At 61.8% G+C, this 23,734-nt stretch carries 23 protein-coding genes and 2 tRNA genes; 17 read left to right on the top strand and 8 right to left on the bottom strand.

Annotation, left to right across the window (positions count from 1 at the left end; all coding sequences use genetic code 11):
• Positions 1-81: 81 nt before the first annotated feature.
• The 4 genes from carA to ACQ4W0_RS12810 all read left to right on the top strand — a co-directional run bounded on the left by carA (position 82) and on the right by ACQ4W0_RS12810 (position 5,575).
• Complete coding sequence (carA, locus tag ACQ4W0_RS12825; protein ID WP_436577059.1) at positions 82-1,260, top strand: glutamine-hydrolyzing carbamoyl-phosphate synthase small subunit; 1,179 nt, start codon at positions 82-84, stop codon at positions 1,258-1,260.
• Positions 1,253-4,483 (top strand): carbamoyl-phosphate synthase large subunit, encoded by a 3,231-nt coding sequence (gene carB, locus ACQ4W0_RS12820; RefSeq protein WP_436577058.1) that lies wholly within the window; start codon positions 1,253-1,255, stop codon positions 4,481-4,483. Before carA ends, carB begins: the two co-directional genes overlap by 8 nt.
• Positions 4,484-4,649: 166 nt before the next feature.
• Positions 4,650-5,126: a transcription elongation factor GreA gene (gene greA, locus ACQ4W0_RS12815; RefSeq protein WP_102123315.1), complete on the top strand. Its 477-nt coding sequence runs from the start codon at positions 4,650-4,652 to the stop codon at positions 5,124-5,126.
• A complete protein-coding gene (locus ACQ4W0_RS12810; protein WP_436577057.1) occupies positions 5,126-5,575 on the top strand; it encodes a DUF4149 domain-containing protein in 450 nt (149 codons plus the stop codon). The genes greA and ACQ4W0_RS12810 overlap by 1 nt, the downstream gene beginning before the upstream one ends.
• A 106-nt stretch (positions 5,576-5,681) precedes the next feature.
• Here ACQ4W0_RS12810 and ACQ4W0_RS12805 read toward each other — a convergent pair whose 3' ends face one another.
• Positions 5,682-6,152: a YhbY family RNA-binding protein gene (locus ACQ4W0_RS12805; RefSeq protein ID WP_010397237.1), complete on the bottom strand. Its 471-nt coding sequence runs from the start codon at positions 6,150-6,152 to the stop codon at positions 5,682-5,684.
• Between the two features lie 42 nt (positions 6,153-6,194).
• Between ACQ4W0_RS12805 and ACQ4W0_RS12800 the strand changes: the two genes are divergently transcribed.
• The 6 genes from ACQ4W0_RS12800 (at position 6,195) to ACQ4W0_RS12775 (ending at position 11,611) form a co-directional block, all read left to right on the top strand.
• Positions 6,195-6,878 (top strand): RlmE family RNA methyltransferase, encoded by a 684-nt coding sequence (locus ACQ4W0_RS12800; RefSeq protein WP_096234939.1) that lies wholly within the window; start codon positions 6,195-6,197, stop codon positions 6,876-6,878.
• 202 nt (positions 6,879-7,080) lie between these two features.
• Entirely contained in the window at positions 7,081-8,964 is a 1,884-nt protein-coding gene (gene ftsH, locus ACQ4W0_RS12795) for an ATP-dependent zinc metalloprotease FtsH (protein WP_436577056.1), read from the top strand.
• A gap of 107 nt (positions 8,965-9,071) precedes the next feature.
• Complete coding sequence (gene folP / locus ACQ4W0_RS12790) at positions 9,072-9,905, top strand: dihydropteroate synthase (protein ID WP_436577055.1); 834 nt, start codon at positions 9,072-9,074, stop codon at positions 9,903-9,905.
• A gap of 40 nt (positions 9,906-9,945) precedes the next feature.
• On the top strand, positions 9,946-11,283 hold the full coding sequence (gene glmM, locus ACQ4W0_RS12785) for a phosphoglucosamine mutase (RefSeq protein WP_436577054.1): 1,338 nt from the start codon (positions 9,946-9,948) through the stop codon (positions 11,281-11,283).
• Positions 11,284-11,365: 82 nt separating this feature from the next.
• Positions 11,366-11,442 (top strand) — tRNA-Pro (locus ACQ4W0_RS12780).
• 94 nt (positions 11,443-11,536) lie between these two features.
• A tRNA-Arg gene (locus ACQ4W0_RS12775) sits at positions 11,537-11,611 on the top strand.
• A gap of 71 nt (positions 11,612-11,682) precedes the next feature.
• On the opposite strand, the gene ACQ4W0_RS12770 is transcribed toward ACQ4W0_RS12775, so the two are convergent.
• The 3 genes from ACQ4W0_RS12770 to ACQ4W0_RS12760 all read right to left on the bottom strand — a co-directional run bounded on the left by ACQ4W0_RS12770 (position 11,683) and on the right by ACQ4W0_RS12760 (position 13,748).
• A complete protein-coding gene (locus ACQ4W0_RS12770; protein WP_436577053.1) occupies positions 11,683-11,862 on the bottom strand; it encodes a hypothetical protein in 180 nt (59 codons plus the stop codon).
• 168 nt (positions 11,863-12,030) lie between these two features.
• Positions 12,031-13,017 carry a hypothetical protein gene (locus ACQ4W0_RS12765; RefSeq protein WP_436577052.1) on the bottom strand — a complete coding sequence of 329 codons (987 nt, stop codon included), beginning with the start codon at positions 13,015-13,017 and terminating at the stop codon, positions 12,031-12,033.
• 158 nt (positions 13,018-13,175) lie between these two features.
• Positions 13,176-13,748 (bottom strand): GbsR/MarR family transcriptional regulator, encoded by a 573-nt coding sequence (locus ACQ4W0_RS12760; RefSeq protein WP_436577051.1) that lies wholly within the window; start codon positions 13,746-13,748, stop codon positions 13,176-13,178.
• Positions 13,749-13,865: 117 nt separating this feature from the next.
• Between ACQ4W0_RS12760 and cydD the strand changes: the two genes are divergently transcribed.
• The 5 genes from cydD (at position 13,866) to cydX (ending at position 20,236) form a co-directional block, all read left to right on the top strand.
• Positions 13,866-15,554 (top strand): thiol reductant ABC exporter subunit CydD, encoded by a 1,689-nt coding sequence (gene cydD / locus ACQ4W0_RS12755; protein WP_436577050.1) that lies wholly within the window; start codon positions 13,866-13,868, stop codon positions 15,552-15,554.
• Positions 15,551-17,236, top strand: coding sequence for an amino acid ABC transporter ATP-binding/permease protein (locus ACQ4W0_RS12750; RefSeq protein WP_436577049.1), 1,686 nt, complete (start codon positions 15,551-15,553; stop codon positions 17,234-17,236). Before cydD ends, ACQ4W0_RS12750 begins: the two co-directional genes overlap by 4 nt.
• 106 nt (positions 17,237-17,342) lie before the next feature.
• Positions 17,343-18,920 (top strand): cytochrome ubiquinol oxidase subunit I, encoded by a 1,578-nt coding sequence (locus tag ACQ4W0_RS12745; RefSeq protein ID WP_436577048.1) that lies wholly within the window; start codon positions 17,343-17,345, stop codon positions 18,918-18,920.
• Between the two features lie 13 nt (positions 18,921-18,933).
• Positions 18,934-20,088 (top strand): cytochrome d ubiquinol oxidase subunit II, encoded by a 1,155-nt coding sequence (gene cydB / locus ACQ4W0_RS12740; protein ID WP_436577047.1) that lies wholly within the window; start codon positions 18,934-18,936, stop codon positions 20,086-20,088.
• A gap of 22 nt (positions 20,089-20,110) precedes the next feature.
• Positions 20,111-20,236 (top strand): cytochrome bd-I oxidase subunit CydX, encoded by a 126-nt coding sequence (cydX, locus tag ACQ4W0_RS12735; protein WP_070258990.1) that lies wholly within the window; start codon positions 20,111-20,113, stop codon positions 20,234-20,236.
• A gap of 62 nt (positions 20,237-20,298) precedes the next feature.
• Here cydX and ACQ4W0_RS12730 read toward each other — a convergent pair whose 3' ends face one another.
• Both ACQ4W0_RS12730 and ACQ4W0_RS12725 read right to left on the bottom strand, forming a co-directional pair.
• On the bottom strand, positions 20,299-20,511 hold the full coding sequence (locus tag ACQ4W0_RS12730) for a hypothetical protein (protein ID WP_436577046.1): 213 nt from the start codon (positions 20,509-20,511) through the stop codon (positions 20,299-20,301).
• Positions 20,512-20,634: 123 nt separating this feature from the next.
• On the bottom strand, positions 20,635-20,814 hold the full coding sequence (locus ACQ4W0_RS12725; protein ID WP_436577045.1) for a hypothetical protein: 180 nt from the start codon (positions 20,812-20,814) through the stop codon (positions 20,635-20,637).
• Positions 20,815-20,979: 165 nt separating this feature from the next.
• Here ACQ4W0_RS12725 and ACQ4W0_RS12720 point away from each other — a divergent pair, with 165 nt between their 5' ends.
• A complete protein-coding gene (locus tag ACQ4W0_RS12720; protein WP_436577044.1) occupies positions 20,980-21,708 on the top strand; it encodes a hypothetical protein in 729 nt (242 codons plus the stop codon).
• Between the two features lie 15 nt (positions 21,709-21,723).
• Here ACQ4W0_RS12720 and ACQ4W0_RS12715 read toward each other — a convergent pair whose 3' ends face one another.
• Complete coding sequence (locus ACQ4W0_RS12715; protein ID WP_436577043.1) at positions 21,724-22,098, bottom strand: DUF1294 domain-containing protein; 375 nt, start codon at positions 22,096-22,098, stop codon at positions 21,724-21,726.
• A gap of 59 nt (positions 22,099-22,157) precedes the next feature.
• A complete protein-coding gene (locus tag ACQ4W0_RS12710; RefSeq protein WP_436577042.1) occupies positions 22,158-22,724 on the bottom strand; it encodes a methylated-DNA--[protein]-cysteine S-methyltransferase in 567 nt (188 codons plus the stop codon).
• Positions 22,725-22,830: 106 nt separating this feature from the next.
• Here ACQ4W0_RS12710 and ACQ4W0_RS12705 point away from each other — a divergent pair, with 106 nt between their 5' ends.
• The gene (locus ACQ4W0_RS12705) at positions 22,831-23,580 is read left to right on the top strand and encodes a nucleotidyltransferase domain-containing protein (protein ID WP_436577041.1); all 750 of its coding nucleotides are present in this window, start codon (positions 22,831-22,833) and stop codon (positions 23,578-23,580) included.
• Positions 23,581-23,734: the final 154 nt, after the last annotated feature.

Raw genomic sequence — 23,734 nt, 5'->3', positions numbered from 1 at the left:
CACCCTGAGTGCATCTGGCTCGGGTAACTAGGCGGTCGGTCTGACGTGGCGCAGCTACGGTAACTTTATCAGGAGTTGCCCTTGCCGCCATTTTTTTCTGGCCCTGCCGTTCCAGCCATATTAGCGCTTGCTGATGGAACGATCTTTAAAGGTTTTTCGATCGGTGCCGCCGGTCATACCACGGGCGAGGTTGTTTTCAATACCTCGATGACCGGGTATCAGGAAATCCTTACCGACCCAAGCTATTGCCGCCAGATGGTCACCCTGACCTATCCGCATATCGGCAATACGGGCGTCAATCCGGAAGATGTCGAATCTTCCAAGGTACACGCCGCTGGCCTCATCATCCGCGATCTGCCATTGCTGGCATCCAATTTCCGTTCCACCCTCTCCCTGTCCGATTACCTGAAAGCTGAAAATATCGTCGCCATCGCCGGCATCGATACACGCAAGCTCACGCGCATCCTGCGTGAAAATGGTGCGCAGGGCGGCGCCATCCTGGTCGGCACGCAAGGCAATGAGCCATCCGCCGCGCAAGCGCTGGAGCTGGCCCGTTCCTTCCCCGGCCTGGCCGGCATGGACCTGGCCAAGGTGGTATCGAGCAAGGTCGCCTACGAGTACCGCGAAACGGAATGGACACTGGGCGAAGGTTACGGCCAGCTGGCCGACGCGGACGCGAAATACCACGTGGTCGCCTTCGACTACGGCGTCAAGCGCAACATCCTGCGCATGCTGACGGCACGCGGCTGCAAGGTCACCGTGCTGCCGGCGCAAGCGACGGCTGCCGACGCCCTGGCGCTGAATCCTGACGGCATCTTCCTGTCGAACGGTCCTGGCGACCCGGAACCGTGCGACTACGCCATCGCGGCGACCAAGGAGCTGATCGAGAAGGGCATCCCGACCTTCGGCATCTGCCTCGGCCACCAGATCATGGCGATCGCTTCCGGCGCGAAAACGCTGAAGATGAAGTTCGGCCACCACGGCGCCAACCACCCGGTGCAAGACCTGGAAACCAAGCAAGTCTTGATTACCTCGCAAAACCACGGTTTCGCCGTCGACGCGGCAACCTTGCCCGCGAATTGCCGCGTGACCCATGAATCGCTGTTCGACGGCTCCCTGCAGGGCTTTGCCCGCACGGACAAGCCGGCCTTCTGCTTCCAGGGCCACCCTGAAGCGTCGCCGGGCCCGATGGATGTTGCTTACCTGTTTGACCGCTTCATCAACTTGATGGCTGCGGAGGAGAAAAAGAAAAATGCCTAAACGTTTAGATATTAAAAGTATTCTGATTATTGGCGCCGGCCCGATCGTGATCGGCCAGGCCTGCGAATTCGATTATTCCGGCGCGCAAGCGTGCAAGGCCCTGCGCGAAGAGGGCTACAAAGTCATCCTGGTCAACAGCAATCCTGCGACCATCATGACCGATCCGGAAATGGCCGACGTGACGTATATCGAACCGATCACCTGGTCGGTCGTTGAACGCATCATCGCCAAGGAGCGTCCAGACGCCATCCTGCCGACGATGGGCGGCCAGACGGCGCTGAACTGCGCGCTGGACCTGTTCAACAATGGCGTGCTGGCGAAATACAACGTCGAGCTGATCGGCGCGTCGCCGGAAGCCATCGACAAGGCGGAAGACCGTTCCAAGTTCAAGGACGCGATGACCAAGATCGGCCTCGGTTCGGCCCGTTCCGGCGTCGCGCACTCGATGGACGAAGCCTGGACCGTGCAGCGCACCTTGGGCTTCCCGACCATCATCCGTCCATCGTTCACCATGGGCGGTTCCGGTGGCGGCATCGCCTACAACGAAGAAGAATTCGAAACCATCTGCAAACGCGGCCTGGAAGCATCGCCGACGAAAGAGCTGCTGATCGAAGAATCGTTGCTGGGCTGGAAAGAGTACGAGATGGAAGTGGTGCGCGACAAGGCGGACAACTGCATCATCATTTGCTCGATCGAAAACCTCGACCCGATGGGCGTGCACACGGGCGACTCCATCACGGTTGCGCCAGCGCAAACCCTGACGGACAAGGAATACCAGATCATGCGCAATGCCAGTCTGGCAGTGCTGCGCGAGATCGGCGTCGACACCGGTGGCTCGAACGTGCAATTCTCGATCAACCCTGTCGATGGCCGCATGATCGTCATCGAAATGAACCCGCGCGTATCGCGTTCGTCGGCGCTGGCATCGAAAGCGACGGGTTTCCCGATTGCCAAGATCGCTGCCAAGCTGGCCGTCGGTTACACCCTGGACGAGCTGCGCAATGAAATCACGGGCGGCGCCACGCCGGCCTCGTTCGAACCGTCGATCGATTACGTCGTCACGAAGATCCCCCGTTTCACGTTCGAGAAGTTCCCTACCGCCGACCACCACCTGACGACGCAGATGAAATCCGTCGGCGAAGTGATGGCGATTGGCCGTACCTTCCAGGAATCCTTCCAGAAAGCCTTGCGCGGCCTGGAAGTGGGCGTGGATGGCATGAACGAAAAGACCAAGGACCGTGAAAAGATCGAAGAAGAACTGGGCGAGCCTGGTCCTGAGCGTATCTGGTACGTGGGCGATGCGTTTGCCCAGGGTTTCACCCTGGAAGAAGTGCACAACCTGACCAAGATCGACCCATGGTTCCTGATCCAGATCAAGGAAATCGTCGACCTGGAACTGTGGCTGGACACGCAGAAGCTGGACAACCTGGACAAGAACACCCTGTACAAGTTGAAACAGAAGGGCTTCTCCGACCGCCGCCTGGGCTTTTTGTTGCAGACGACCGACACGGCCGTGCGCCAGCAGCGCCATGCGCTGAATATTCGTCCCGTCTACAAGCGCGTCGATACCTGCGCGGCCGAATTTTCGACCGACACGGCATACATGTATTCCACGTACGACGAAGAGTGCGAATCGAATCCGACCGACAAGAAAAAGATCATGGTGCTGGGCGGTGGTCCGAACCGTATCGGCCAGGGCATCGAGTTTGACTATTGCTGCGTCCACGCGGCCCTCGCCATGCGCGAAGACGGCTACGAAACCATCATGGTCAATTGCAATCCAGAAACGGTTTCAACCGACTACGATACCTCGGACCGCCTGTACTTTGAATCGCTGACGCTGGAAGACGTGCTGGAAATCGTCGCCATCGAAAAACCGGTGGGCGTGATCGTGCAGTACGGCGGCCAGACGCCTTTGAAACTGGCGCTGGACCTGGAAGCGAATGGCGTACCGATCATCGGCACCTCGCCCGACATGATCGATGCGGCCGAAGACCGCGAGCGTTTCCAGCAACTGCTGCACAAGCTGGAACTGCGCCAGCCGCCTAACCGCACCGCGCGCACGGAAGCCGACGCTTTGGCGCTGGCGCAGGAAATCGGTTACCCGCTGGTCGTGCGTCCATCGTACGTGCTGGGTGGCCGCGCCATGGAAATCGTCCATGAGCAACGCGACCTCGAGCGCTACATGCGCGAAGCCGTCAAGGTATCGCACGATTCGCCAGTGTTGCTGGACCGCTTCCTGAACGACGCCATCGAATGCGACGTCGATTGCATCTCCGACGGCGAAACGACGTTCATCGGCGGCGTGATGGAACACATCGAACAGGCTGGCGTGCACTCGGGCGACTCGGCTTGCTCGCTGCCGCCGTACTCGCTGTCGCAAGAAACCATTGATGAACTGAAACGCCAGACGGCGCTGATGGCCAAGGGCTTGAACGTGGTCGGCCTGATGAACGTGCAGTTCGCCATCCAGAAGCAGGAAATCGACGGCGAAATGAAAGATGTCGTCTTCGTGCTGGAAGTGAACCCGCGCGCTTCGCGTACCGTGCCTTTCGTTTCGAAAGCCACGGGCTTGCAGCTGGCGAAGATCGCCGCCCGCTGCATGGTCGGCCAGTCGCTGGCCTCGCAAGGCATCACGCAGGAAGTCGTGCCGCCATACTTCAGCGTCAAGGAAGCCGTGTTCCCGTTCGTCAAGTTCCCGGGCGTGGACACCATCCTGGGCCCTGAAATGAAATCGACGGGCGAAGTCATGGGCGTGGGCCTGACGTTTGGCGAAGCGTTTGTGAAATCGCAACTGGGCGCCGGCGTGAACCTGCCAAAATCGGGCAAGGTCTTCATCAGCGTGAAAGCGTCGGACAAGCCGCGCGCCGTGCAAGTGGCGCGCGACCTGGTCGAGTCCGGTTTCACCGTGGTCGCCACCAAGGGCACCGCCGCCGTGATCGCTGCTGCCGGTATCGCCGTCACGCCAGTGAACAAGGTGATCGAAGGCCGTCCGCACGTCGTCGACATGATCAAGAACCATGAAATCGTGCTGGTGATTAACACCGTGGAAGAAAAACGCAGCGCCATCGTCGATTCGCGGGCCATCCGCACCTCGGCCCTGGCGTCGCGCGTGACGACCTACACCACCATCGCGGGCGCGGAAGCGGCCGTCGAAGGCATCCGCCATCTGGATGAGTTGCGCGTGTACGATCTGCAAGGCCTGCACAAGACCTTGAACTAAGCGTGCTATTTGCAGTGGCCGCCGTTAGGCGGTACACTGCATGTTTATCAACCACAGAGTTCCGTGCAGAGCAGCGCGCGGCCTCTGTGGTTTTCACTTGGTGCATCCGTTAACCGTGACAAAACACGGACAGCGGCGCTGATAACTAGCAGATAGTAGAGATAACATGACCTCAGTCCCATTGACCACATACGGCGCAGAACTTCTGAAAGAAGAGCTGCATCATTTGAAGACCAAGGAACGCCGCATCGTCATCGATGCGATCGCCGAAGCGCGTTCGCACGGCGACCTGTCGGAAAACGCCGAGTACGACGCCGCCAAGGAGCGCCAGGCGTTCGTGGAAGGCCGCATCGCCGAACTCGAAGGCAAGCTGGGTGCAGCGCAAATCATCGACCCGACCGCGCTCGACGCGGAAGGTCGCGTGGTCTTTGCCGCGACCGTGAACCTGGAAGACCTGGAATCGGGCCAGAAAGTCACCTACCAGATCGTGGGCCTCGATGAAGCCGACCTGAAAAAGAACAAAGTGTCCGTGACGTCCCCGATCGCCCGCGCGCTGATCGGCAAGTACGCCGGCGACGTGGTGGAAGTGCAGGCGCCGTCCGGCCCGCGCGAGTACGAAATCCTGGAAGTACTGTACATCTGATGCTGAGCCGCGTGCGCCTCCTCGTTGCCACCCTGTGGGCGGGCAGCCTGTGGACCATCGGCTTCATCGTGGCGCCCACGCTGTTCGGGACATTGAGCGACCGTGTGCTGGCAGGCAATATCGCCGGCAGCATGTTCCGTGCCGAGGCCTGGCTGTCCATCGCCTGTGCTTTGATACTGCTGGCCTTACTGCAGTGGAGCCCCGGCGCGCTGGAACTGAAGCGCCGGCGCCTGCTGGCCGCGCTGGTGCTGTCTATGCTGGTGTGCGCGCTGCTCAGCCATTTTGGCATCTCGCCCCTGATGACCGAACTGAAGGCGCAAGCCCAGGGTTCGTCGGGCATCATGGACGAAGCCATGCGCAGCCGTTTCGGCATGCTGCATGGCGTGTCGACCCTGATCTTTGCAGTGCAGAGCTTGCTGGCGGGCGTATTGATCTGGAAACAACAGTAGTTTGATGTAAGTAAAGTAATCACATGAAAAAAGCGGAGCAGGGGATATCCCGTGCTCCGCTTCTTGTTTCAAGCCCGGCAGCCTTGCGGTTGCCGGGTGAACAGGCTTACTTGCTGCCCAGTGCGCTTTTCTTGGCGCTTTTCTGACGTGGCTTGGCACGCTTGATGGAACCGCCTTCGGTAACGCGCTCATTGCCCTTGATCATGACTTTCGTCACGCTGGGGCGCTTGGTGCCGCTGGCGCTGGCCTTGACGATGGTCACTTCGCGCATGCCTTTGCCGGCGCTGACCTTCTCCTTAACCACTTCTTTTTTCGGACGGTAGATTACCAGCAGTTTGCCAATATGTTGTACCGGGGCGGCGCCGAGATTGCCGCAAATCGTATCGTACATTCCGACGCGGGCTTCGCGGTCGTCGCCGAACACGCGCACTTTAATCAGGCCGTGCGAATCCAGGCCAAGGTCGATCTCTTTGAGGACAGCAGGTGTCAAGCCCGCTTCGCCAATGATGACGATAGGCTTCAGCGCGTGTGCTTCGGCGCGCAGTGCGCTGCGCTCTACGGGTGTAAGTTTTAGCATAATAATATTTAGTAATTCCCTTAAAAGCAGTATTCTACGCGAATGGCAAAGAAGAAATTAAACAAAAACTGGTTGCACGACCACATAAATGATCCTTATGTGAAGTTGGCGCAAAAAGAGGGCTACCGCGCCCGGGCAGCATACAAGCTCAAAGAAATCGATGAAGACGAAAAACTGATCAAGCATGGCCAGGTAATTGTCGACCTTGGTTGCACTCCTGGCAGCTGGGCCCAGTATCTGCGGCGCAAGCTGGCTGGCAAGGATGGCGGCGGTGTCAATGGTACCCTGATTGGCCTGGATATGCTGGAAATGGAGCCGATCGCCGATTTCCACTTCATCCAGGGCGACTTCCGCGAAGCGCGCGTGCTGCGCCAACTGGAAGTGGTGTTGCAAGGACGCAAGGTCGACGTGGTCCTGTCGGACATGGCACCGAATCTGTCGGGCATTGCCACGGCGGACGCCGCGCGCATGGAGCATTTGATCGACCTGGCCATCGAATTTTCCCAATTGCATTTGAAACCATCGGGCGTATTGCTGGTGAAATGTTTCAAAGACATGGGTTTCAGCCAGATCGTGGAGAAGTTCCGCGCCGAATTCAAGGTCGTGGTGCAGAAAAAGCCCAAGGCCAGCCGCGATAAATCGTCAGAAATCTTCCTGATGGGGCGTGGCCTCAAGAATCCGCTGAAAAATGCCGTGCAAGAAGATGATTCCGCCCTTGATATTTAAGAGGGAATCCGCACATGGGAACGAGAAGTGCAGTAGCGTCTGATGGCATAAAAGCCTAAATTGTTTATACTGCATTTTTTTGCGTGAACGCGTTTTTTTCGCGCGCACGGATCGGCGGGCTTTGGCACGGCCCGCTTATTGCGAGTAAAATCGTGTTTCTAGCTATTGGTAAAGAGATGCGCACTGCATCCAAGGAGTCTTCGTGAATAACATGTTTTCCAAATCTGCCATCTGGGTAGTCGTATTGCTGCTGTTGTTCATGCTGTTCAAGCAATTCGACAGTCATGGCGCCACAGGCGGCAGCAAGGCCATCGCTTATTCCGATTTGCTGGATGAAGTCAAAGCCAAGCGCGTCAAGGATGTCGTGATCGAAGGTTCGTCGATCACCGCCAAGCTGATGGACGATACCAAGGTGCGTACCACCGCCACCACTCTCGACAAGGGCCTGATCGGCGACTTGCGCGACAATGGCGTGCATTTCGATGTGCGCCCGCCTGAGGAAGCGTCGTTCCTGCAAACTATTTTTGTATCCTGGTTCCCCATGCTGCTGTTGATCGGCGTCTGGGTGTTCTTCATGCGTCAGATGCAAGGCGGCGGCAAGGGCGGGGCATTCTCGTTCGGCAAGTCGAAGGCGCGCATGATGGATGAAGCCAGCAACACTGTCACCTTCGCCGATGTCGCCGGTTGCGACGAAGCGAAAGAAGAAGTCAACGAAGTGGTCGACTTCCTCAAGGATCCGAGCAAATTCCAGAAACTGGGCGGCCGCATTCCCCGCGGCGTGCTGATGGTCGGTCCTCCGGGCACGGGTAAAACCCTGCTGGCGCGCGCCATCGCCGGCGAAGCCAAGGTGCCGTTCTTCTCGATTTCCGGTTCCGACTTCGTGGAAATGTTCGTCGGCGTGGGCGCTAGCCGCGTGCGCGACATGTTTGAAAATGCGAAAAAGCATTCGCCATGCATCATCTTCATCGATGAGATCGACGCCGTCGGTCGTCACCGCGGCGCCGGCATGGGCGGCGGCAATGACGAACGCGAACAGACCCTGAACCAGTTGCTGGTCGAGATGGACGGTTTTGAAGCGAACTCCGGCGTCATCGTCGTGGCCGCCACCAACCGCGCCGACGTGCTCGACAAAGCCTTGCTGCGTCCGGGCCGTTTTGACCGCCAGGTTTCCGTCGGCTTGCCCGATATCCGCGGTCGCGAGCAGATCTTGAACGTGCACATGCGTAAAGTACCTATCAGTACCGACGTGAAAGCCGATATCCTGGCCCGCGGCACCCCTGGTTTCTCGGGTGCGGACCTGGCCAACCTGGTCAACGAAGCAGCCCTGTTTGCCGCCCGCCGCAGCAAGCGCCTGGTGGAAATGGCCGACTTCGAAGATGCGAAAGACAAGATCTACATGGGTCCTGAGCGTAAGTCGATGATCATCCGCGAGGAAGAGCGTCGCAATACGGCTTACCATGAGTCCGGTCACGCGGTGGTCGCCAAGTTGCTGCCGAAAGCCGATCCCGTGCATAAAGTCACGATCATGCCGCGCGGCTGGGCTCTGGGCCTGACCTGGCAGTTGCCGGAACACGATAATTTGTCCGCCTACAAGGACAAGATGCTGGAAGAAATTTCCATCCTGTTCGGTGGCCGTATCGCCGAAGAGATTTTCGTGGGGCAAATGTCCACGGGCGCGTCGAACGACTTCTCGCGCGCCACCAAGCTGGCCCGTTCCATGGTGACCCGCTTCGGCATGTCCGACAGCATGGGCGTGATGGTCTACGAAGACAGCGAAAACGAAGGTTTTTTCGGTGGCGCCACCAAGACGATCTCGGAAGCGACCCAGCAAAAGGTCGACGCTGAAATTCGCAATATTCTCGACAAGCAATATGCTTTGGCGCGTACCTTGCTGGAAAGCAATCGCGACAAGGTCGAAATGATGACCAAGGCCTTGCTGGAATGGGAAACTATTGATGCAGAGCAAATCAATGACATCATGGCCGGCCTGGAGCCGCATCCACCGAAAGTCATTCCGCCACGCCGCAATGCGGGCGGCGACAGCGGCGCGGGCGGTATCTCGCCAAACGTGACGGCACCAGCCTGATAGTGACCACTGCTTGAGCGGTGGCGCGCAATCAAAAGGGTAAGGAGCAATCCTTGCCCTTTTTCGTTGCCGCGACAGTTTTTTTCCTGATGACTAAAAAGAGTGACATGCGACATTATTTGCAATTCGGCCGCTTCGGCTTCAACCTGTCGGGCACGCAGGCGCTGGTGATGGGTATCCTGAACATCACGCCCGACTCGTTTTCCGATGCGGGCCAGTATCAACACCTGGAATTTGCCCTCTCGCGCGCCGAGCAGATGATGCTTGATGGCGTCGATATCATCGATATCGGCGGCGAATCGAGCCGTCCCGGCGCGCCGCCGCTGCCGCTGCAGGACGAGTTGCAGCGCGTCATGCCCGTGCTGTACGCCTTGCGCGACTGCGGCAAGCCCCTGTCCGTCGACACGTACAAGCCCGAAGTGATGCGCGAAGCCATCCTGGCGGGCGCCGACATGATCAACGACATCAACGCTTTCCGCGCGCCAGGCGCCATCGAGGCCGTGCAGGACAGCGATTGCGCGCTGTGCATCATGCATATGCAAAGCGTGCCGCAAACCATGCAGGACCAGCCCCAATACGACGATGTGGTGCGCGAAGTCATCGACTTCCTGCGCCAGCGCATCGACACCCTGACGGCGGCCGGCATAGACCGCGAGCGCCTGTGCGTCGATCCCGGCTTTGGTTTCGGCAAGACGGTGGAGCAGAACTATGCCTTGCTGCGCGCCACGCGCCAGTTGCGCAGCGAACTGGAGCTGCCCGTGCTGGCCGGGCTGTCGCGCAAGTCGATGATAGGCGCCGTCACGGGACGTCCCGTCGAGCAGCGCCTGGCCGGCAGCATCGCCGGTGCGCTTGCTGCGGTAGCGCAAGGTGCGGAAATTATCCGTGCGCATGATGTAGCTGAAACCGTCGATGCGCTGAAGGTCTGGCGCATGGCACACTGAGCCTGTAAAATTTATCATAAACAACAAAAAGAGAAATACTATGACGCGTAAATATTTTGGCACCGATGGCATCCGCGGTCTGGTGGGCACGGCTCCGATCACCCCCGATTTCGTCATGCGCCTCGGCTATGCGGCCGGCAAGGTGCTGGCCAAGTCGCAAGGCGGAAAGGCGCGTCCGACGGTGCTGATCGGCAAGGACACGCGCATTTCCGGCTACATGCTGGAAGCGGCGCTGGAAGCGGGCCTGTCGGCCGCCGGGGTGGACGTGATGCTGGCCGGCCCCATGCCGACGCCGGCGATTGCCTACCTGACGCGGGCGCTGCGCCTGTCGGCCGGGGTGGTCATTTCCGCCTCGCACAATCCCTACCATGACAATGGCATCAAGTTCTTTTCCGGCCAGGGCACCAAGCTGCCCGACAGCGTGGAACTGGAAATCGAAGCGGCGCTCGACGAACCCATGGCTTGCGTGCCGTCGGACAAGCTGGGCCGCGCCAAGCGCCTGGACGATGCCCAGGGCCGCTACATCGAATTTTGCAAGAGCACCTTCCCGAACGAGCTGGACTTGCGCGGCCTGAAGATCGTCGTCGATTGCGCGCACGGCGCCGCCTACCATATCGCCCCGCATGTGTTCCATGAGCTGGGCGCGGAAGTCATCGCCATCGGCAACAAGCCCGATGGCTTCAACATCAATGCGGGCTTTGGCGCCACGGCAACGGCCGCCATGGCTGCCGCCGTCATCGAGCATGGCGCCGACCTCGGCATCGCCCTGGACGGCGACGCCGACCGCCTGATCATGTGCGATGCTACGGGGCGCCTGTATAACGGCGACGAGTTGTTGTATGTCATGGTCAAGGACCGCCTGGCGACGGGCCCCGTGGCCGGCGCCGTGGGCACGCTGATGACCAACATGGCGCTGGAAGTGCTGTTCAAGCAGCAGGGCATCGGCTTCGCGCGCGCCAAGGTGGGTGACCGCTACGTGCTGGAAGTCATGAAGGAAAAGGGCTGGATACTGGGCGGCGAGGGTTCCGGCCATTTGTTGTGCCTGGACCGCCATACGACGGGCGATGGCATCGTTTCCGCGCTGCAAGTCTTGTCCGCGCTCAAGCGCAGCGGCCAGAGCCTGCAACAATGCCTGGCCGAACTGGTGCTGTTCCCGCAAACCCTGATCAACCTGCGCGTAGCGCCCGGTTTCGACTGGCAAAAAAATGCTGCCATGGTGGCCGAGAAAGAGCTGGTCGAGGCTGAACTGGGCGATACAGGCCGCGTGCTGATCCGCGCTTCGGGCACGGAACCGCTGATCCGCGTGATGGTCGAGGCGAAAGACAAGGAGATGGCCGAATCGATGGCGCGCCGCATCGCCGATAAAGTTACCGCGTGATAGGCAAGGACCGATAGTTATTTCCATCTAATTCGCCTGGGGCAATTGACGAAATTGGATGGGGGCGTTATTATCTTGTCTTCGGAGTGTGGCGCAGCCCGGTAGCGCACCTGGTTTGGGACCAGGGGGTCCAAGGTTCGAATCCTTGTACTCCGACCAAAGTCATAAGCGGGCTGTCAGAAATGACAGCCCGTTTTCTATTCCGCGCCGGCATTTCATTGCTGACGCGCATGGATTAAAATACTGCACCTTTCCGCCCATCGTTCAACGGATAGGACAACGGTCTTCTAAACCGTGAATGGGGGTTCGATTCCCTCTGGGCGGACCAGTTTCATACTGGCCACGGCTTGCGCCATGCGGCCGCATTCTTCTCTCTTTCCTGTCTCTCCGCACGCGGCCCTAAGGCTGCGCAAACAGCACCACGCTCAGCAAATACAGCAGCGGCACCGCACACAGCAGCGCAGACAATACCGACAGCATTTTCTTGCTCGCCAGGCGCGCCAGGCGCAGCCGTTCGCGCACGGGCAAGTGCTGGCGCAGCATGCTGCGCGTGCGTGGCTGGAATGGGGATTCATGCATGGTTGCTCCTTCACAAGGGTGGCGGTGGTGCGAACCAGCATAGCGAGAGGGGCATAAATACGGTGTAAAAAGGTGGGGGCTGGCCGTCAACGCCGCCTAAAAAGCGGGCTGACGGCCGCTTGCTACCTGGCCAGGCCTTGCGGCGCAGGCGCAGGGGAGGGCGCGGATTTAGTTCGAGATGGTGTGGACGCAGGCCCAGCCGATATTGTTTGCGCTCCAGCTCTCTTTCCAGTTGATGTTGGTCTGTTCGCGGCAGGCCAGTTCCGAGGAGTAGCGGCTGTCCGGATAGGTCTTGTAGACATAGCCATCCTGCGGACGCCATACTACGCCGTACCAGTAATCCTTGGGATTGATGGCGGTGCTGAAGGTTTCCACCGGTTTGTTCAGGCTCGTATTCTTGTAGTCCACTTGCGATGTGCCATCGCTATTGTAGACGCGTACCCAGGCTGACTGGTTCAGCGTGCCGGACTTGTCCACGGGCGTGCAGATGCGGGTTTTCGCGGCAGTCATGCCTTCAGGCATGGTCAGGCAGAAATAGGGATTGGGCGCGCCTTCGATGATGGACCATTCCACGCTGCCGCTCGTTTGCGTGCTCGGGCTGCAATAGTGGGCATATTTTCCACTCTTGAACCCTTCCACATAGGTGCTCGACTGCAGACCGGACAGGAGCGTACCGGAACCATTCGTCGAGGTAGGCAATACCGCGCTGCTTTTCACTGCCAGGCAATCGGTATAGGTGCCGTATTCCTTGCCGACGGCGATGCCGATGGGTTTCATCTGTGCATCAAAATGAATTTTCCAGATGTTTTGTCGTTGCAGGCGGCCATCGGCGCCGCGGCGCTGGAACTGGATCACTTGCGACGTCTTGGTTTCCTGCTCCACGCCGTCGGTGACGAAGGGGTAGGACTCTTCCGTGCGGATGATCAGGTTTGCCGTGCCCAGGAAGCCGTCATTCGAGGGCAGGTCCACGCCGTTTTGATTGGTGTTAATGAACTTGCTGAATGCATCGGCCGCGTTGATGCTGGCGATGACAGGTACCACCGGTGTCACCGGTCCCGTTGGCGGGCCGATAGGGGCATCGTTGCCGCCGCTTCCGCCGCCTCCGCAACCGTTGAGGAGCAAGACGATACTGCTAACTGCGATAGATTTTTTCATGAATATGGCCAGTGAGGTCGACAGAGGCGTGTCGATTCGCGGCCGCATTATATGAAAATTAATTTGTGGAAATCTCACCAAATCTCACGAAGGCAAGGCCGGCCGGAAGGGGGGGGGCGCTCACTGCACGGACGTGCCGGTGGCAGGCGAGGTTGGGCCTAGCTTTCCTCGGGGCTCTTGCCAAACAGGCGATCTTTGGCGTTGAGCAATTTTTGCACCTTGGCGCCCATTTTCATCAGTTGCGCCATCGATTCGGGCGACAGGCGCTGCAAGTCGTCGAACCAGGTGTTGGCCAGGTCGACCAGTTCATACATTTCGCGCATGCGCTCCTGCGCATACTGGTCCACGGGTTCCGTGGCCGGCGCCAGCAGCGATTCGCGCAGCACTGTCAGGGTGGGCGCCACTTCACGGCGGCGGCGTTCGGCGGCCACCACACGGAAGATTTGCCACACATCGCCCAGCGAGGAAAAATACTCGCGCCGGTCGCCGGGAATGCGCGACTGGCGGATCAAGCCCCAGCCCTGCAATTCTTTCAGGCCGATACTCACGTTCGAGCGTGAAAAACTCAGGTGTTCCGCGATTTCGTCCGCGTGCAATGGGTGCTCCGCGACAAACAACAAGGCGTACACTTGTCCCACCGTACGATTAAAGCCCCAGCGGCTGCCCATCTCGCCGAAATGGCTGACAAAGGTCAGGATCAGCGGCGTCATGTGGATATTTTGAGTTTTCATAATTATCTGAATTTTTTCACGCTATACCCGCAGGGTCAATTGATATATGTCATGTTTCGCAGTATTATACAAAAAATCGAATTTACAGAAAATTCTGAAAACTCAAAAAGTATAGAGATGCCGACTACGCCACTGTCCTTGCCCCGCTTTATTCTTCCCCGTGTCGCCAGCCTGGCACAAGGTGGTGCCGCCTTGCTGTGGCTGCCGCAAGCGGCCTTGCTGGCCTGGGCCGTGCAAGTCATGCTGGGCGGCGCACCCTGGCGCGCGGCCCTGTTGCCGGCCGCGGGCGTGCTGCTGCTGGGCGTGCTGCGCGCCGGCTGCGAAGCGTGGGGGGCGCGGCGCATGTATGCGGCGGCGCGCGATCACCTGTCGAGCCTGCGTGCGCAAGTGGCGCAGGCGCTGGCGCGCCGTTCGCCGCTGGACCGCCAGCGCGCGCAGTCGGGCCAGGCTGCCAGCGTCATCGCCGAGCAGGCGGAGGCCATCGTGCCGTATCTGGTGCGCTACAAGCCCGCGCGCTGGAAAGTCACGCTCGTGCCGCTCGTGATCCTCGCCGTGGTGACGCCCCTGTCGTGGATCGCCGCCTTGATCCTGCTCATCGCCGCACCCCTGATACCCGTCTTCATGGCCCTGGTGGGCATGGGCGCGCAAGCGGCCAGCCGCGCGCAGATGGTGGAAATGGGCAGCATGAACGCCTTTTTATTGGACCGCCTGCGCGGCCTGGCCACCCTGCGCGCGCTCGATGCCGTCGACGCCACGGCCGAACGGCTGGATGCCTCGTCGCAATCCGTGCGCCGGCGCACGATGGTGGTGCTGCGCATCGCCTTTTTGTCGTCCGCCGTGCTGGAACTGTTTTCCGCGCTGGGCGTGGCCATGGTGGCGGCGTTTATCGGGTTCTCCTTGCTGGGCAGCATCAATTTCGGCACCTGGGGCCGGGAACTGAACCTGGGGCAGGGCTTGTTCATCCTGCTGCTGGCGCCCGCATTCTTCGAGCCGCTGCGCGAACTGGCAGCCGTCTGGCACGACAAGGCGGCTGGCGAAGCGGGTTTGGCCGGCTTGCACGACCTGGCTGCCGATGGCGTGCCCCTGCCTGGCGCCGGGGTGGCAGCGGCTGCCGTTTCCGCCGCCGCCATGGCGGTGGCGCCACCGCCCGCCGTCGACATCCGTGAACTGCGCTTTGCCCATCCTGGCGAAGCGCCCGTGTTCGAACAGTTCGACCTCGCCGTGCGCGCTGGCGAGCACGTGGCCCTGCTGGGCGCCAGCGGCGCCGGCAAGACCACCTTGCTGTCCTTGCTGGCCGGCTTGCTGCCCGCCAGCGGTGGAGAGATACGCATCGGCGGCGTGCGCCTGACCGACAGCACCGTGAATACCTTGCGCCAGCGCATGGCCTGGATGGGCCAGCGCCCCCACGTGTTTGCCGCGTCCGTCAGCCAGAATGTGACCCTGGGCCGCGTCGGCGCGAATGCCGCGCACGTGACGCAGGCGCTGCACCTGGCCGACCTGGCCGCCGTGGCCCAGGCGCAGCCGGCCGTCATGCTCAGCGATGGCGGCCAGGGCTTGTCCGGCGGCGAGGCCGTGCGCCTGGCGCTGGCCCGCGTGGCCCTGCACCCGCATGCCGACCTGCTGCTGGTCGATGAACCGACGGCTCACCTGGACAGCGAAACGGCGGCGCGCGTCACGGACGCCTTGCTGGCATTGGCCAAGGGCAAGACCATGATCGTCGCCACGCACGACCCCGTGCTGGCTGGCCGCCTGCAGCGCACGGTGCAGGTTGATGCCCAAGCCCTGGCACAGGAGCTGAGCGCATGAAAAATTCAATGACATTGAACCCCGTCCTGCGGCAATTGGTGCTGGCCCAGCCGGGCAAGTTGATCGGGGGCGCCTTGCTGGCGGCCCTGACGGCGGTGGCCGGCATGGCATTGCTGGGCTTGTCCGGTTGGTTTATTACCGCCACCTCGATTGCCGGCCTGCACGCTTCGACGGCCGTGCTGTTCGACGTGTTCGGCCCGTCGGCCGGCATCCGCCTGCTGGCTATCGGCCGCACGGGCTCGCGCTATGCGGAGCGACTCGTCACGCACGACGCCACGTTCGCCGCGCTGGCCTGCATCCGCGTGCAACTGTTTCGCGGTTGGTCGCGCCCGGAAGCGGCCAGCCGCTTGCTGCGCCAGCCCGCCAAACTGCTGTTTCGCCTGACGGCCGATATCGATGCGCTCGAATCGCTGTACTTGCGCCTGCTGGTGCCTGCCTTCACGGCACTGTGCGCGGCCTTGCTGGCAGGCGTGGCGCTGGGCGTGATGCAGTGGCAGCTGGGCCTGGGCCTGGCCGCGTGGCTGCTGGCCGCCGGCGGCGGCATCAGCTGGGTCGTGGCGCAGCGTGCCCGCCGTCCCGCCATCGTGCGCTCGCGCGCCATCGAAAAACTGCGTTCCGGCACCATCGACCTGGTGGCGGGCCAGACGGACCTGGTGATGGCGGGCCGCATCGACGCCCAGTGCGCCGCGCTGGGGCAGATTGACCGCTCGCTGGCGCAAGCCGATTTCGCCTTGCTGCGACTGGAGACGGCGGCCGGCGCCGCGTACGGCGTGGCCGGTAGCGTGACGTTGGCCGGCGTGCTGCTGGCCGTGGCCGCGCTGGTGCAGCAGCAGGCGCTGAACGTGCCGCTGGCGGCGCTGGCCTTGCTGATCGCCCTGACAGCCGTGGAACCGTTTGCGGGATTGCGCCGCGGCGCGCTGGAAGCGGGGCGCATGCTGCTGGCCATGCGCCGGCTGGCGCCGCGCCTCGATGGACAAGACGTCGTGGCGCCGTCGTCCGCGGATGCCGCGCCGGGCTTGCGCCTGGAACACGTCAGCGCTGCGCATGCGGGCAGCCATGTTGCAATTTTGCATGATATTTCCCTGCACATCGGGGAAGGCGAGCGCGTGGCCTTGATCGGTCCCAGCGGCGCAGGCAAGTCGACCTTGCTGGCCATCGCCGCGCGCGAGCTGGCGCCGCTGTCGGGCAGCGTGGCCGCGCCGCGCGCCTGTTTGTTTACCCAGAAGACAGAACTGTTCCAGGACAGCCTGCGCGACAACCTGCGCCTGGCCGACCCGTCCGCCAGCGATGCGCAGCTGTGGGCGGCGCTGCAATCGGCCGGCCTGGATGAGGAAGTGCGGGCCTTTGCGGGCGGCCTCGATACCTTGCTGGGCGAGGGCGGCCTGGGCTTGTCGGGCGGGCAGGCGCGGCGCTTGGCGCTGGCGCGGCTGTTCCTGCACGCGTCGACCTTGTGGCTGCTGGACGAAGCCACTGAGGCGCTCAATGCGCGGGCGGCAATCGATGTCCTGCAGCGCCTGCGCGCGCGCAGCGACGGACGCAGCTTGCTGATCGCCACCCACTTGCGGCGCGAAGCGGCGCTGGCAGACCGGCTGGTCAGCCTGCGCGATGGCCGCATCGTGGGCGATGCGCGCCGTGGCACACCCGCCTTCGAGGCGGCACTGGCCGGCTTGCGCGGAGATTGATGGGCGGGCGGCACAGCCCGATAGTTGTTTACAGCAGCAGAAGCTATCGAACAGCCGCATGTAGATATCAGGTTTACACACATTAGGGAAACACCAAGGAAATCATATGGACTTCGATATTGTCGCTTTATCCAGACTGCAGTTCGCGCTGACAGCTCTGTACCACTTTATATTCGTTCCGCTGACGATAGGCCTGTCAGTGATCCTGGCCATCATGGAGACGGTTTACGTGATGACGAACCGCACCATCTGGCGCGACATGACCAAGTTCTGGGGTGTCTTGTTCGGCATCAACTTCGCCATGGGCGTGGCGACGGGCATCGTCATGGAATTCCAGTTCGGCATGAACTGGAGCTATTACAGCCATTATGTGGGCGACATTTTCGGCGCGCCGCTGGCCATCGAGGGTTTGATGGCTTTCTTTCTGGAAGCGACCTTCGTCGGCCTGTTCTTCTTCGGCTGGGACAAGCTGTCGAAGCGCGGCCACCTGGTCACCACCTGGCTGGTGGCCATCGGCTCGAACTTCTCGGCCCTGTGGATCCTGATCGCCAACGGCTGGATGCAAAATCCCGTCGGCGCGGCCTTCAATCCGCAGACCATGCGCATGGAAGTGACGGACTTCGGCGCCGTGTTGACGAATCCTGTTGCACAGGCGAAATTTGTGCACACGGTGTCGGCCGGCTATACGGCGGCTGCCATCTTCGTGCTGGGTATTTCCGCCTGGTATCTGCTGAAGGGCCGCCACGTGCAGCTGGCCAAGCGCTCGATGACGGTAGCTGCCTCGTTCGGCCTGGCCGCCACGCTGTCGGTGGTGGTACTCGGCGATGAAAGCGGTTACCTGTCTTCCGAACACCAGAAGATGAAGCTGGCCGCCATCGAAGCCATGTGGACCACGGAGCCGGCGCCTGCCGCCTTCACGGCCTTCGGCTTCCCCGACGCGAAAGCGCGCGAGACGCATTACGCCGTGCATATCCCGATGGTGATGGGCTTGATCGGCACGCGTTCGCTGACGACGGAAATCCCCGGCATCGAGCAATTGGTCGACCGCGGCGAGCTGCTGATACAGGATGGCATCAAGGCCTATGACGCGCTGCAAACCATCCGCAGCGTGGCGCCCGGCGCGCCCGTGCCGCAAGAGGCGAAGGACATGTTCGAGTCGAAAGGCCAGTCCATGGGCTATGCCTTGCTGCTGAAACGCTATGTGGACGATCCGCGCCAGGCCACGCCCGAGCAGATCCGCAAGGCCGCGCTCGATACCGTGCCGCCCGTGGCGCCCCTGTTCTGGTCTTTCCGCGTGATGGTGGGCCTGGGCATGTTCTTTATCTTGCTCACCGGCACGTTCTTCATCCTCTCGACGCGCCGCACCCTGGACAAGCACCGCTGGCTGTTGAAGCTGGCCGTGTTCGCCATCCCGCTGCCGTGGGTGGCGATTGAAGCGGGCTGGATCGTGGCCGAAGTGGGCCGCCAGCCGTGGGTCATCGAAGGCGTGCTGCCGACGGCCGTGGCCGTCTCTAACCTGGGCGCGACCACCTTGCTCATCACGATTGCCGGCTTTGCCGCCATCTACACCGTGCTGTTGATTATTGAAATGAAGCTTATGCTCAAGGCCATCCGCAAGGGGCCGGAAGAGACGGCGCCGGCCCCCGTGCCAGCGGCCGCAGCCATTCATACACAACGCGCCTAAGGAGGGCCAGACCATGATTTTGCATGAAATGATTTCTTACGAAACACTGCGCCTGATCTGGTGGCTGCTGATCGGCATCTTGCTGGTGGGCTTTGCCATCACGGACGGCTTCGACCTGGGCACGGGTATCTTGCTGCCCTTCGTTGGCAAGACGGACCTGGAACGCCGCGTCGTCATCAACAGTATCGGTCCCGTGTGGGAAGGCAACCAGGTGTGGCTGATCCTCGGCGGCGGCGCCATCTTTGCCGCCTGGCCGCAGTTGTACGCGGTCTCGTTCTCGGGCTTTTACCTGGCCATGTTCGTCATCCTGGTGGCGCTGATCGTGCGTCCCGTGGCCTTCAAGTTCCGCAGCAAGCGCGAAGACCCGCGCTGGCGCGCCCGCTGGGACGCGGCCCTGTTCGTGGGTGGCTTCGTGCCGGCCCTGATCTGCGGCGTGGCCATCGGCAATGTGCTGCAGGGCGTGCCGTTCCGTTTCTCGCCGGACATGCACATCTTCTATGATGGCAGTTTCTTTGCGCTGCTCAACCCGTTCGCACTGCTGTGCGGCCTCGTCTCGGTGGCCATGCTGGTGATGCACGGCGCCACCTGGCTGCAAGTGAAAACGGACGGTGCCGTCGCTGACCGTTCGCGCCGCTACGGCAGCGTGGCGGCGATCGCCACCGTCGTGCTGTATGCACTGGCCGGCGCCGCCCTGTGGCTGTGGGTCGACGGCTACCGCTACACCAGCGCCGTCGTCGTCGATGGCCCGTCGAACCCGATGCTGAAAACGGCGGAAATGCACGTGGGCGCATGGTTCCTCAATTTTGCCGCCCATCCCTGGACCTGGATCGCCCCCGCTGTGGGCTTGCTGGGTCCCTTGCTGGCGTTTGCCTTCCTGCGCGCGCGTCGCGAAGTGCCTGCCTTGCTGGCCAGCGCGGCCAGCATCGCCGGCATCATCCTCAGCGTGGGTGCGGCCATGTTCCCGTTCATCCTGCCCTCGTCGATCGACCCGCGCGCCAGCCTGACGGTGTGGGATTCCTCGTCCAGCCACATGACCCTGTTCATCATGCTGGTCGTCACGGCCATCTTCATTCCCCTCATCGTGGCTTACACGACCTGGGTATATAAAGTGCTGTGGGGCAAGGTTGACGGCAAAGCCATCGAAGACGAAACCGGTCACGCTTACTAAGCATTAAGGAAAGGATATAACTATGTGGTATTTCGCCTGGATACTGGGTCTTCCGCTGGCGGCGACGTTCGCCGTGCTCAATGCGATGTGGTATGAAATCGCCGATGGCGACACGACGCCCGAGCAGTACCGCGACACGCCCAAGTAAGCGCGTGTCGGCTTGACTGGCCCCGCCCCGTGCACATGCATCGGGCGGGGCTTTTACTTTGATCAAAGCAAGATGAATTCGCCGCGGATGCGCAGCTTCATGCCGCGCGGCGCGTCGGCGCCCGCCGCCACGGCCCAGGCCGTGATCCATTGCGCGCAGCGTTCGCGCTCGACCGCATCGTGCAAGCATTGCAAGCGCGCATCGGCCCGGTCGATGCGCTGCGCCAGGTACAGGCGCTGGTCCAGGGGATCCGTCTTTTTGCTGTAATGCTGCATGGCGACTCCTTTCCGCGTGGTAACTTCGTTTGCTCATGGCATAGCCATGTACGCGGGGGCGGGGCGTCTGGATTCAGGTCAGGCAAAAAAAGCCACCGCAAGGGTGGCTGGTGGGGCGTACCCTCAGGGGGAAGGCTTGGTGGCAGGTTTTGGAGTGGCAATGGCGATCGGGTCGCTGGCCGGAAAGCTTTCCTTCAGTGCTTCATCGAGCGCTTGTTCGGCATGGCTTTCATTGGCCGGCGTGGGCGAATCGCGCTCCGGTGGCGGGGTGGGCGTGGTGGCAGCGTTGGTGCTCGAATGCATGGTCATCCCCTTGCGGTGGTGCGCCAGGCGGCCGGAATGGCCGTAGCGCTTACTGATGCTTCCAGCCTAGCACATCGCGCAAAAAAAGCGCGCCCGCTGCGCCTGCCCACAGGGATGAGGGCGGCGTCTGCTACACTGCGCTCCACTTTTATCGACGGAACTGCCATGACTTCCCATCCTTTGCCGTACCGCGCCACCGCCACCCAAGCCTGCGCCTGGCTGGCGCAACAGACAGGCACGCCGTGGACCCTGGCGCGCCTGCTGGAGCAGGGCGGCTTGCCGTACGTCTGGCTCGATTACAGCGACGCCTGGGCCGAGCTCTTCCATGACGGCGTGACGCGCTATGCGGCGCCCGTCGTGTTCATCGGCGACAAGCAGCACCTGGCTACCGGCGCCGAAGATGTCTGGCTGCGTTTTACGCGCGATTCCAGTAATATTTCCATCGAACTCAAGGCACCGGGCTTGCGCGTGCCGGTGGACGGCTTGCACTTCCAGGAGCGCGATCTGTTGCGCTTGCTCAAGGAGTTGCAGCATCCGCAGCCGGCCGAGCCGGAAGCGGGCGCTGACAACGCAGCGCCGTTTGTCCTGCCCAGCGCCTTGAAGGGCTTGGGGCGCGAACAGATTTTGATTGCCTTTGCGGGTGTGGGCAAGGTCGATCTGGACAAAGGCATGGCCAGTGGCGTGGGCATCTTTGGCGACGATGGCGCGCGCGTGCGCAAGAATTCGCGGGGCGGCAAGAACAGCCACCTGTGGCATCCCGTCACACTGGCGTTCGGCTTGCACGATGTGCACCGCGTGCCGATGGCGCACTTGAAGAAGGCGTTCGCCACGCAGCCCTTGCTGCGCGAATGGAAGGCGGACTGGCTGGAGTCGCTGCGCCTGCTGGGCGAGTAAAGGGCAGGGACCGTCCTACAACTCGATGGGGGCCACTTCGGTGCCGATATCGGGCGCCGCGTAATGCATGCTGAAATACACGAAAGCGCCAATATTGAGGGCGACGGTGATCCAGAACAGCACGCGGAACGAACGCTTGCTGGACTTGTGGCGCAGCCATTGCTGGGCCAGCACGGCGCCCGGCCAGCCGCACAGCAATCCCAACAGCAGCAGGGTGCGTTCCGAGGTGCGCCAGCGGCCCCCTTTGGCGGCCGACTTGTCGATCGCATAGGCGACGAAACAGCTGAGGCTCAGCACGCCATACACGAGGGCGACCAGGGCGGGAATGTGGAAAAAGAACGTGGCCAGTAAATACAGGACGACAAAGAACAGGATGACAAGGTAGGGCATATGATGTGTAGACTTGAGTGGAGGGCGTGAGTATCCCACAAGGGGAGCGATACCGCCGCCTAAAACAAACAGCCTTGTGCCATATCGATTTGCACGGCGCGGCGGCGGGCGTGGCCCGTCTTCAGTGCTTCGCGGTCGCTGGACAGGGTGATGCCTTCCAGGGCCAATAACGTTACCTTGGCATGCAGGCCGCCCGCAAAACCCGTCAATTCGCCCGTGGCGCCGATGACGCGGTGGCAGGGGGCGATGATGGAGACGGGATTCTTGCCGTTGGCGGCACCCACGGCGCGCACGGCGGCGGGACGGCCGATCTGGCGCGCGATCTCGCCATAGCTGCGCGTCTGGCCGTACGGTATCGTCAGCAGCGCGCGCCAGACTTCCTGCTGGAATGGCGTGCCGGCAAAATCGAGCGGGACGTCGAATTGCTGGCGCGTGCCAGCGAAATACTCGCCCAGCTGGCGCGCCGTTTCCTGCAGCACGGCGCAATTGTCAGCGACGCGCATCTCGCCCAGGCGCACGCGGTTCGGCTTGTCGTTTTCCCACAGGATGGCGGCCAGCGCCGCCCCGCGTGCCACCAGGGTCAGCTCACCCACGGGCGAGGGCACCACGATGCAATCGTATTCCATGTTTCTTCCTTGATCAGATAGCGCCAGTTTAGCAGGATGGCGGCAGCGTGCATGTCGTGTGCAGGATCCCGTGTAGGATAGGGTTTTTCGGCACGGAGAACTGGCTTTGACGACGATCCCCACCTATGACGCCATCCGCGCGATTGCCGTGCGGCTGGTGCAGGAACACTATCCCACGGCCGTGGCGGCCATCATTGGCGGCTCGTTTGCCACGGGCCGGCAGACGCCCAGTTCCGATATCGACTTGCTGCTGCTGTTCGACCACGTCGATTGCGCTTGGCGCTCGACCATCGTGGCCGAAGGGCGTACGGTGGAACTGTTCGCGCACGACCTGGCCACGTTCACGTATTTTTGCAAGGAAATGGATGCACCGGGCGGCACGGTGCCGCTGGCGCGCATGGTGCTGGAAGGCAAAAATATCGCTGCCTCCGGCGAACATTACCCGCAATTGCTTGCGCTGGCGCAAGCCATCGCTGCAGCCGGGCCGCCCGTGCTCGACGTGGACAATCTGCAGCGGCGCCGTTACGCCATCACCACCGCGCTGGAAGACCTGGTCGACAGCCGGCACCCGGGCGAGGCGCTGGCCGTCGCTTGCCAGCTGTATCAAGCGCTGGCCGACCTGCACTTGCGCGCGGCTGGTGTATGGAGCGGCGGCGGCAAGCATCTGTTCCGCCGTCTGCAGGCATTTGACGCGGCCATCGCCAGCGAGCTGGACGGTGCCCTGCGCCTGGTCGCCAGCGACCTGGCGGCGGGCCAGCGCGCGTTCGAACACGTCACCGCCGCCGTGCTGGCGCCCGTGGGCGGGCCCTTGCTGCATGGCTTCTGCCTGCCGGCGCCCGCACACTGGCGCGCCTAGAGCCCTATCCCATTAGATGAATACATCCCCTGCTGGCGCCCCTCGGAAGTGGGGACTGCGTTGATCGTCGTCGCGTGGCTCGCCACGCGTCCTCCTCAGGCCTTGTCCGCGCTCCTGAGGAACTGCCAGCAGAAGACGCTCACTACCGCGATAG

Origin of the sequence: Janthinobacterium breve (genome assembly GCF_051380895.1) — a bacterium.
Taxonomy (GTDB): domain Bacteria; phylum Pseudomonadota; class Gammaproteobacteria; order Burkholderiales; family Burkholderiaceae_D; genus Janthinobacterium.
This window is presented reverse-complemented; position numbering and strand designations above follow the sequence as displayed.

Coding starts and splice junctions, on each gene's coding strand:
- carB (WP_436577058.1), top strand. CDS start 1,253: ATGCCTAAACGTTTAGATATTAAAAGTATTCTGATTATTGGCGCCGGC.
- ACQ4W0_RS12805 (WP_010397237.1), bottom strand. CDS start 6,152: ATGCTAAAACTTACACCCGTAGAGCGCAGCGCACTGCGCGCCGAAGCA.
- cydB (WP_436577047.1), top strand. CDS start 18,934: ATGATTTTGCATGAAATGATTTCTTACGAAACACTGCGCCTGATCTGG.
- ACQ4W0_RS12760 (WP_436577051.1), bottom strand. CDS start 13,748: ATGAAAACTCAAAATATCCACATGACGCCGCTGATCCTGACCTTTGTC.
- ACQ4W0_RS12745 (WP_436577048.1), top strand. CDS start 17,343: ATGGACTTCGATATTGTCGCTTTATCCAGACTGCAGTTCGCGCTGACA.
- greA (WP_102123315.1), top strand. CDS start 4,650: ATGACCTCAGTCCCATTGACCACATACGGCGCAGAACTTCTGAAAGAA.
- ACQ4W0_RS12725 (WP_436577045.1), bottom strand. CDS start 20,814: ATGCATTCGAGCACCAACGCTGCCACCACGCCCACCCCGCCACCGGAG.
- ACQ4W0_RS12770 (WP_436577053.1), bottom strand. CDS start 11,862: ATGCATGAATCCCCATTCCAGCCACGCACGCGCAGCATGCTGCGCCAG.
- ACQ4W0_RS12810 (WP_436577057.1), top strand. CDS start 5,126: ATGCTGAGCCGCGTGCGCCTCCTCGTTGCCACCCTGTGGGCGGGCAGC.
- ACQ4W0_RS12800 (WP_096234939.1), top strand. CDS start 6,195: ATGGCAAAGAAGAAATTAAACAAAAACTGGTTGCACGACCACATAAAT.
- ACQ4W0_RS12730 (WP_436577046.1), bottom strand. CDS start 20,511: ATGCAGCATTACAGCAAAAAGACGGATCCCCTGGACCAGCGCCTGTAC.
- ACQ4W0_RS12750 (WP_436577049.1), top strand. CDS start 15,551: ATGAAAAATTCAATGACATTGAACCCCGTCCTGCGGCAATTGGTGCTG.
- folP (WP_436577055.1), top strand. CDS start 9,072: ATGCGACATTATTTGCAATTCGGCCGCTTCGGCTTCAACCTGTCGGGC.
- ACQ4W0_RS12710 (WP_436577042.1), bottom strand. CDS start 22,724: ATGGAATACGATTGCATCGTGGTGCCCTCGCCCGTGGGTGAGCTGACC.
- cydD (WP_436577050.1), top strand. CDS start 13,866: ATGCCGACTACGCCACTGTCCTTGCCCCGCTTTATTCTTCCCCGTGTC.
- glmM (WP_436577054.1), top strand. CDS start 9,946: ATGACGCGTAAATATTTTGGCACCGATGGCATCCGCGGTCTGGTGGGC.
- ACQ4W0_RS12720 (WP_436577044.1), top strand. CDS start 20,980: ATGACTTCCCATCCTTTGCCGTACCGCGCCACCGCCACCCAAGCCTGC.
- cydX (WP_070258990.1), top strand. CDS start 20,111: ATGTGGTATTTCGCCTGGATACTGGGTCTTCCGCTGGCGGCGACGTTC.
- ACQ4W0_RS12765 (WP_436577052.1), bottom strand. CDS start 13,017: ATGAAAAAATCTATCGCAGTTAGCAGTATCGTCTTGCTCCTCAACGGT.
- ACQ4W0_RS12715 (WP_436577043.1), bottom strand. CDS start 22,098: ATGCCCTACCTTGTCATCCTGTTCTTTGTCGTCCTGTATTTACTGGCC.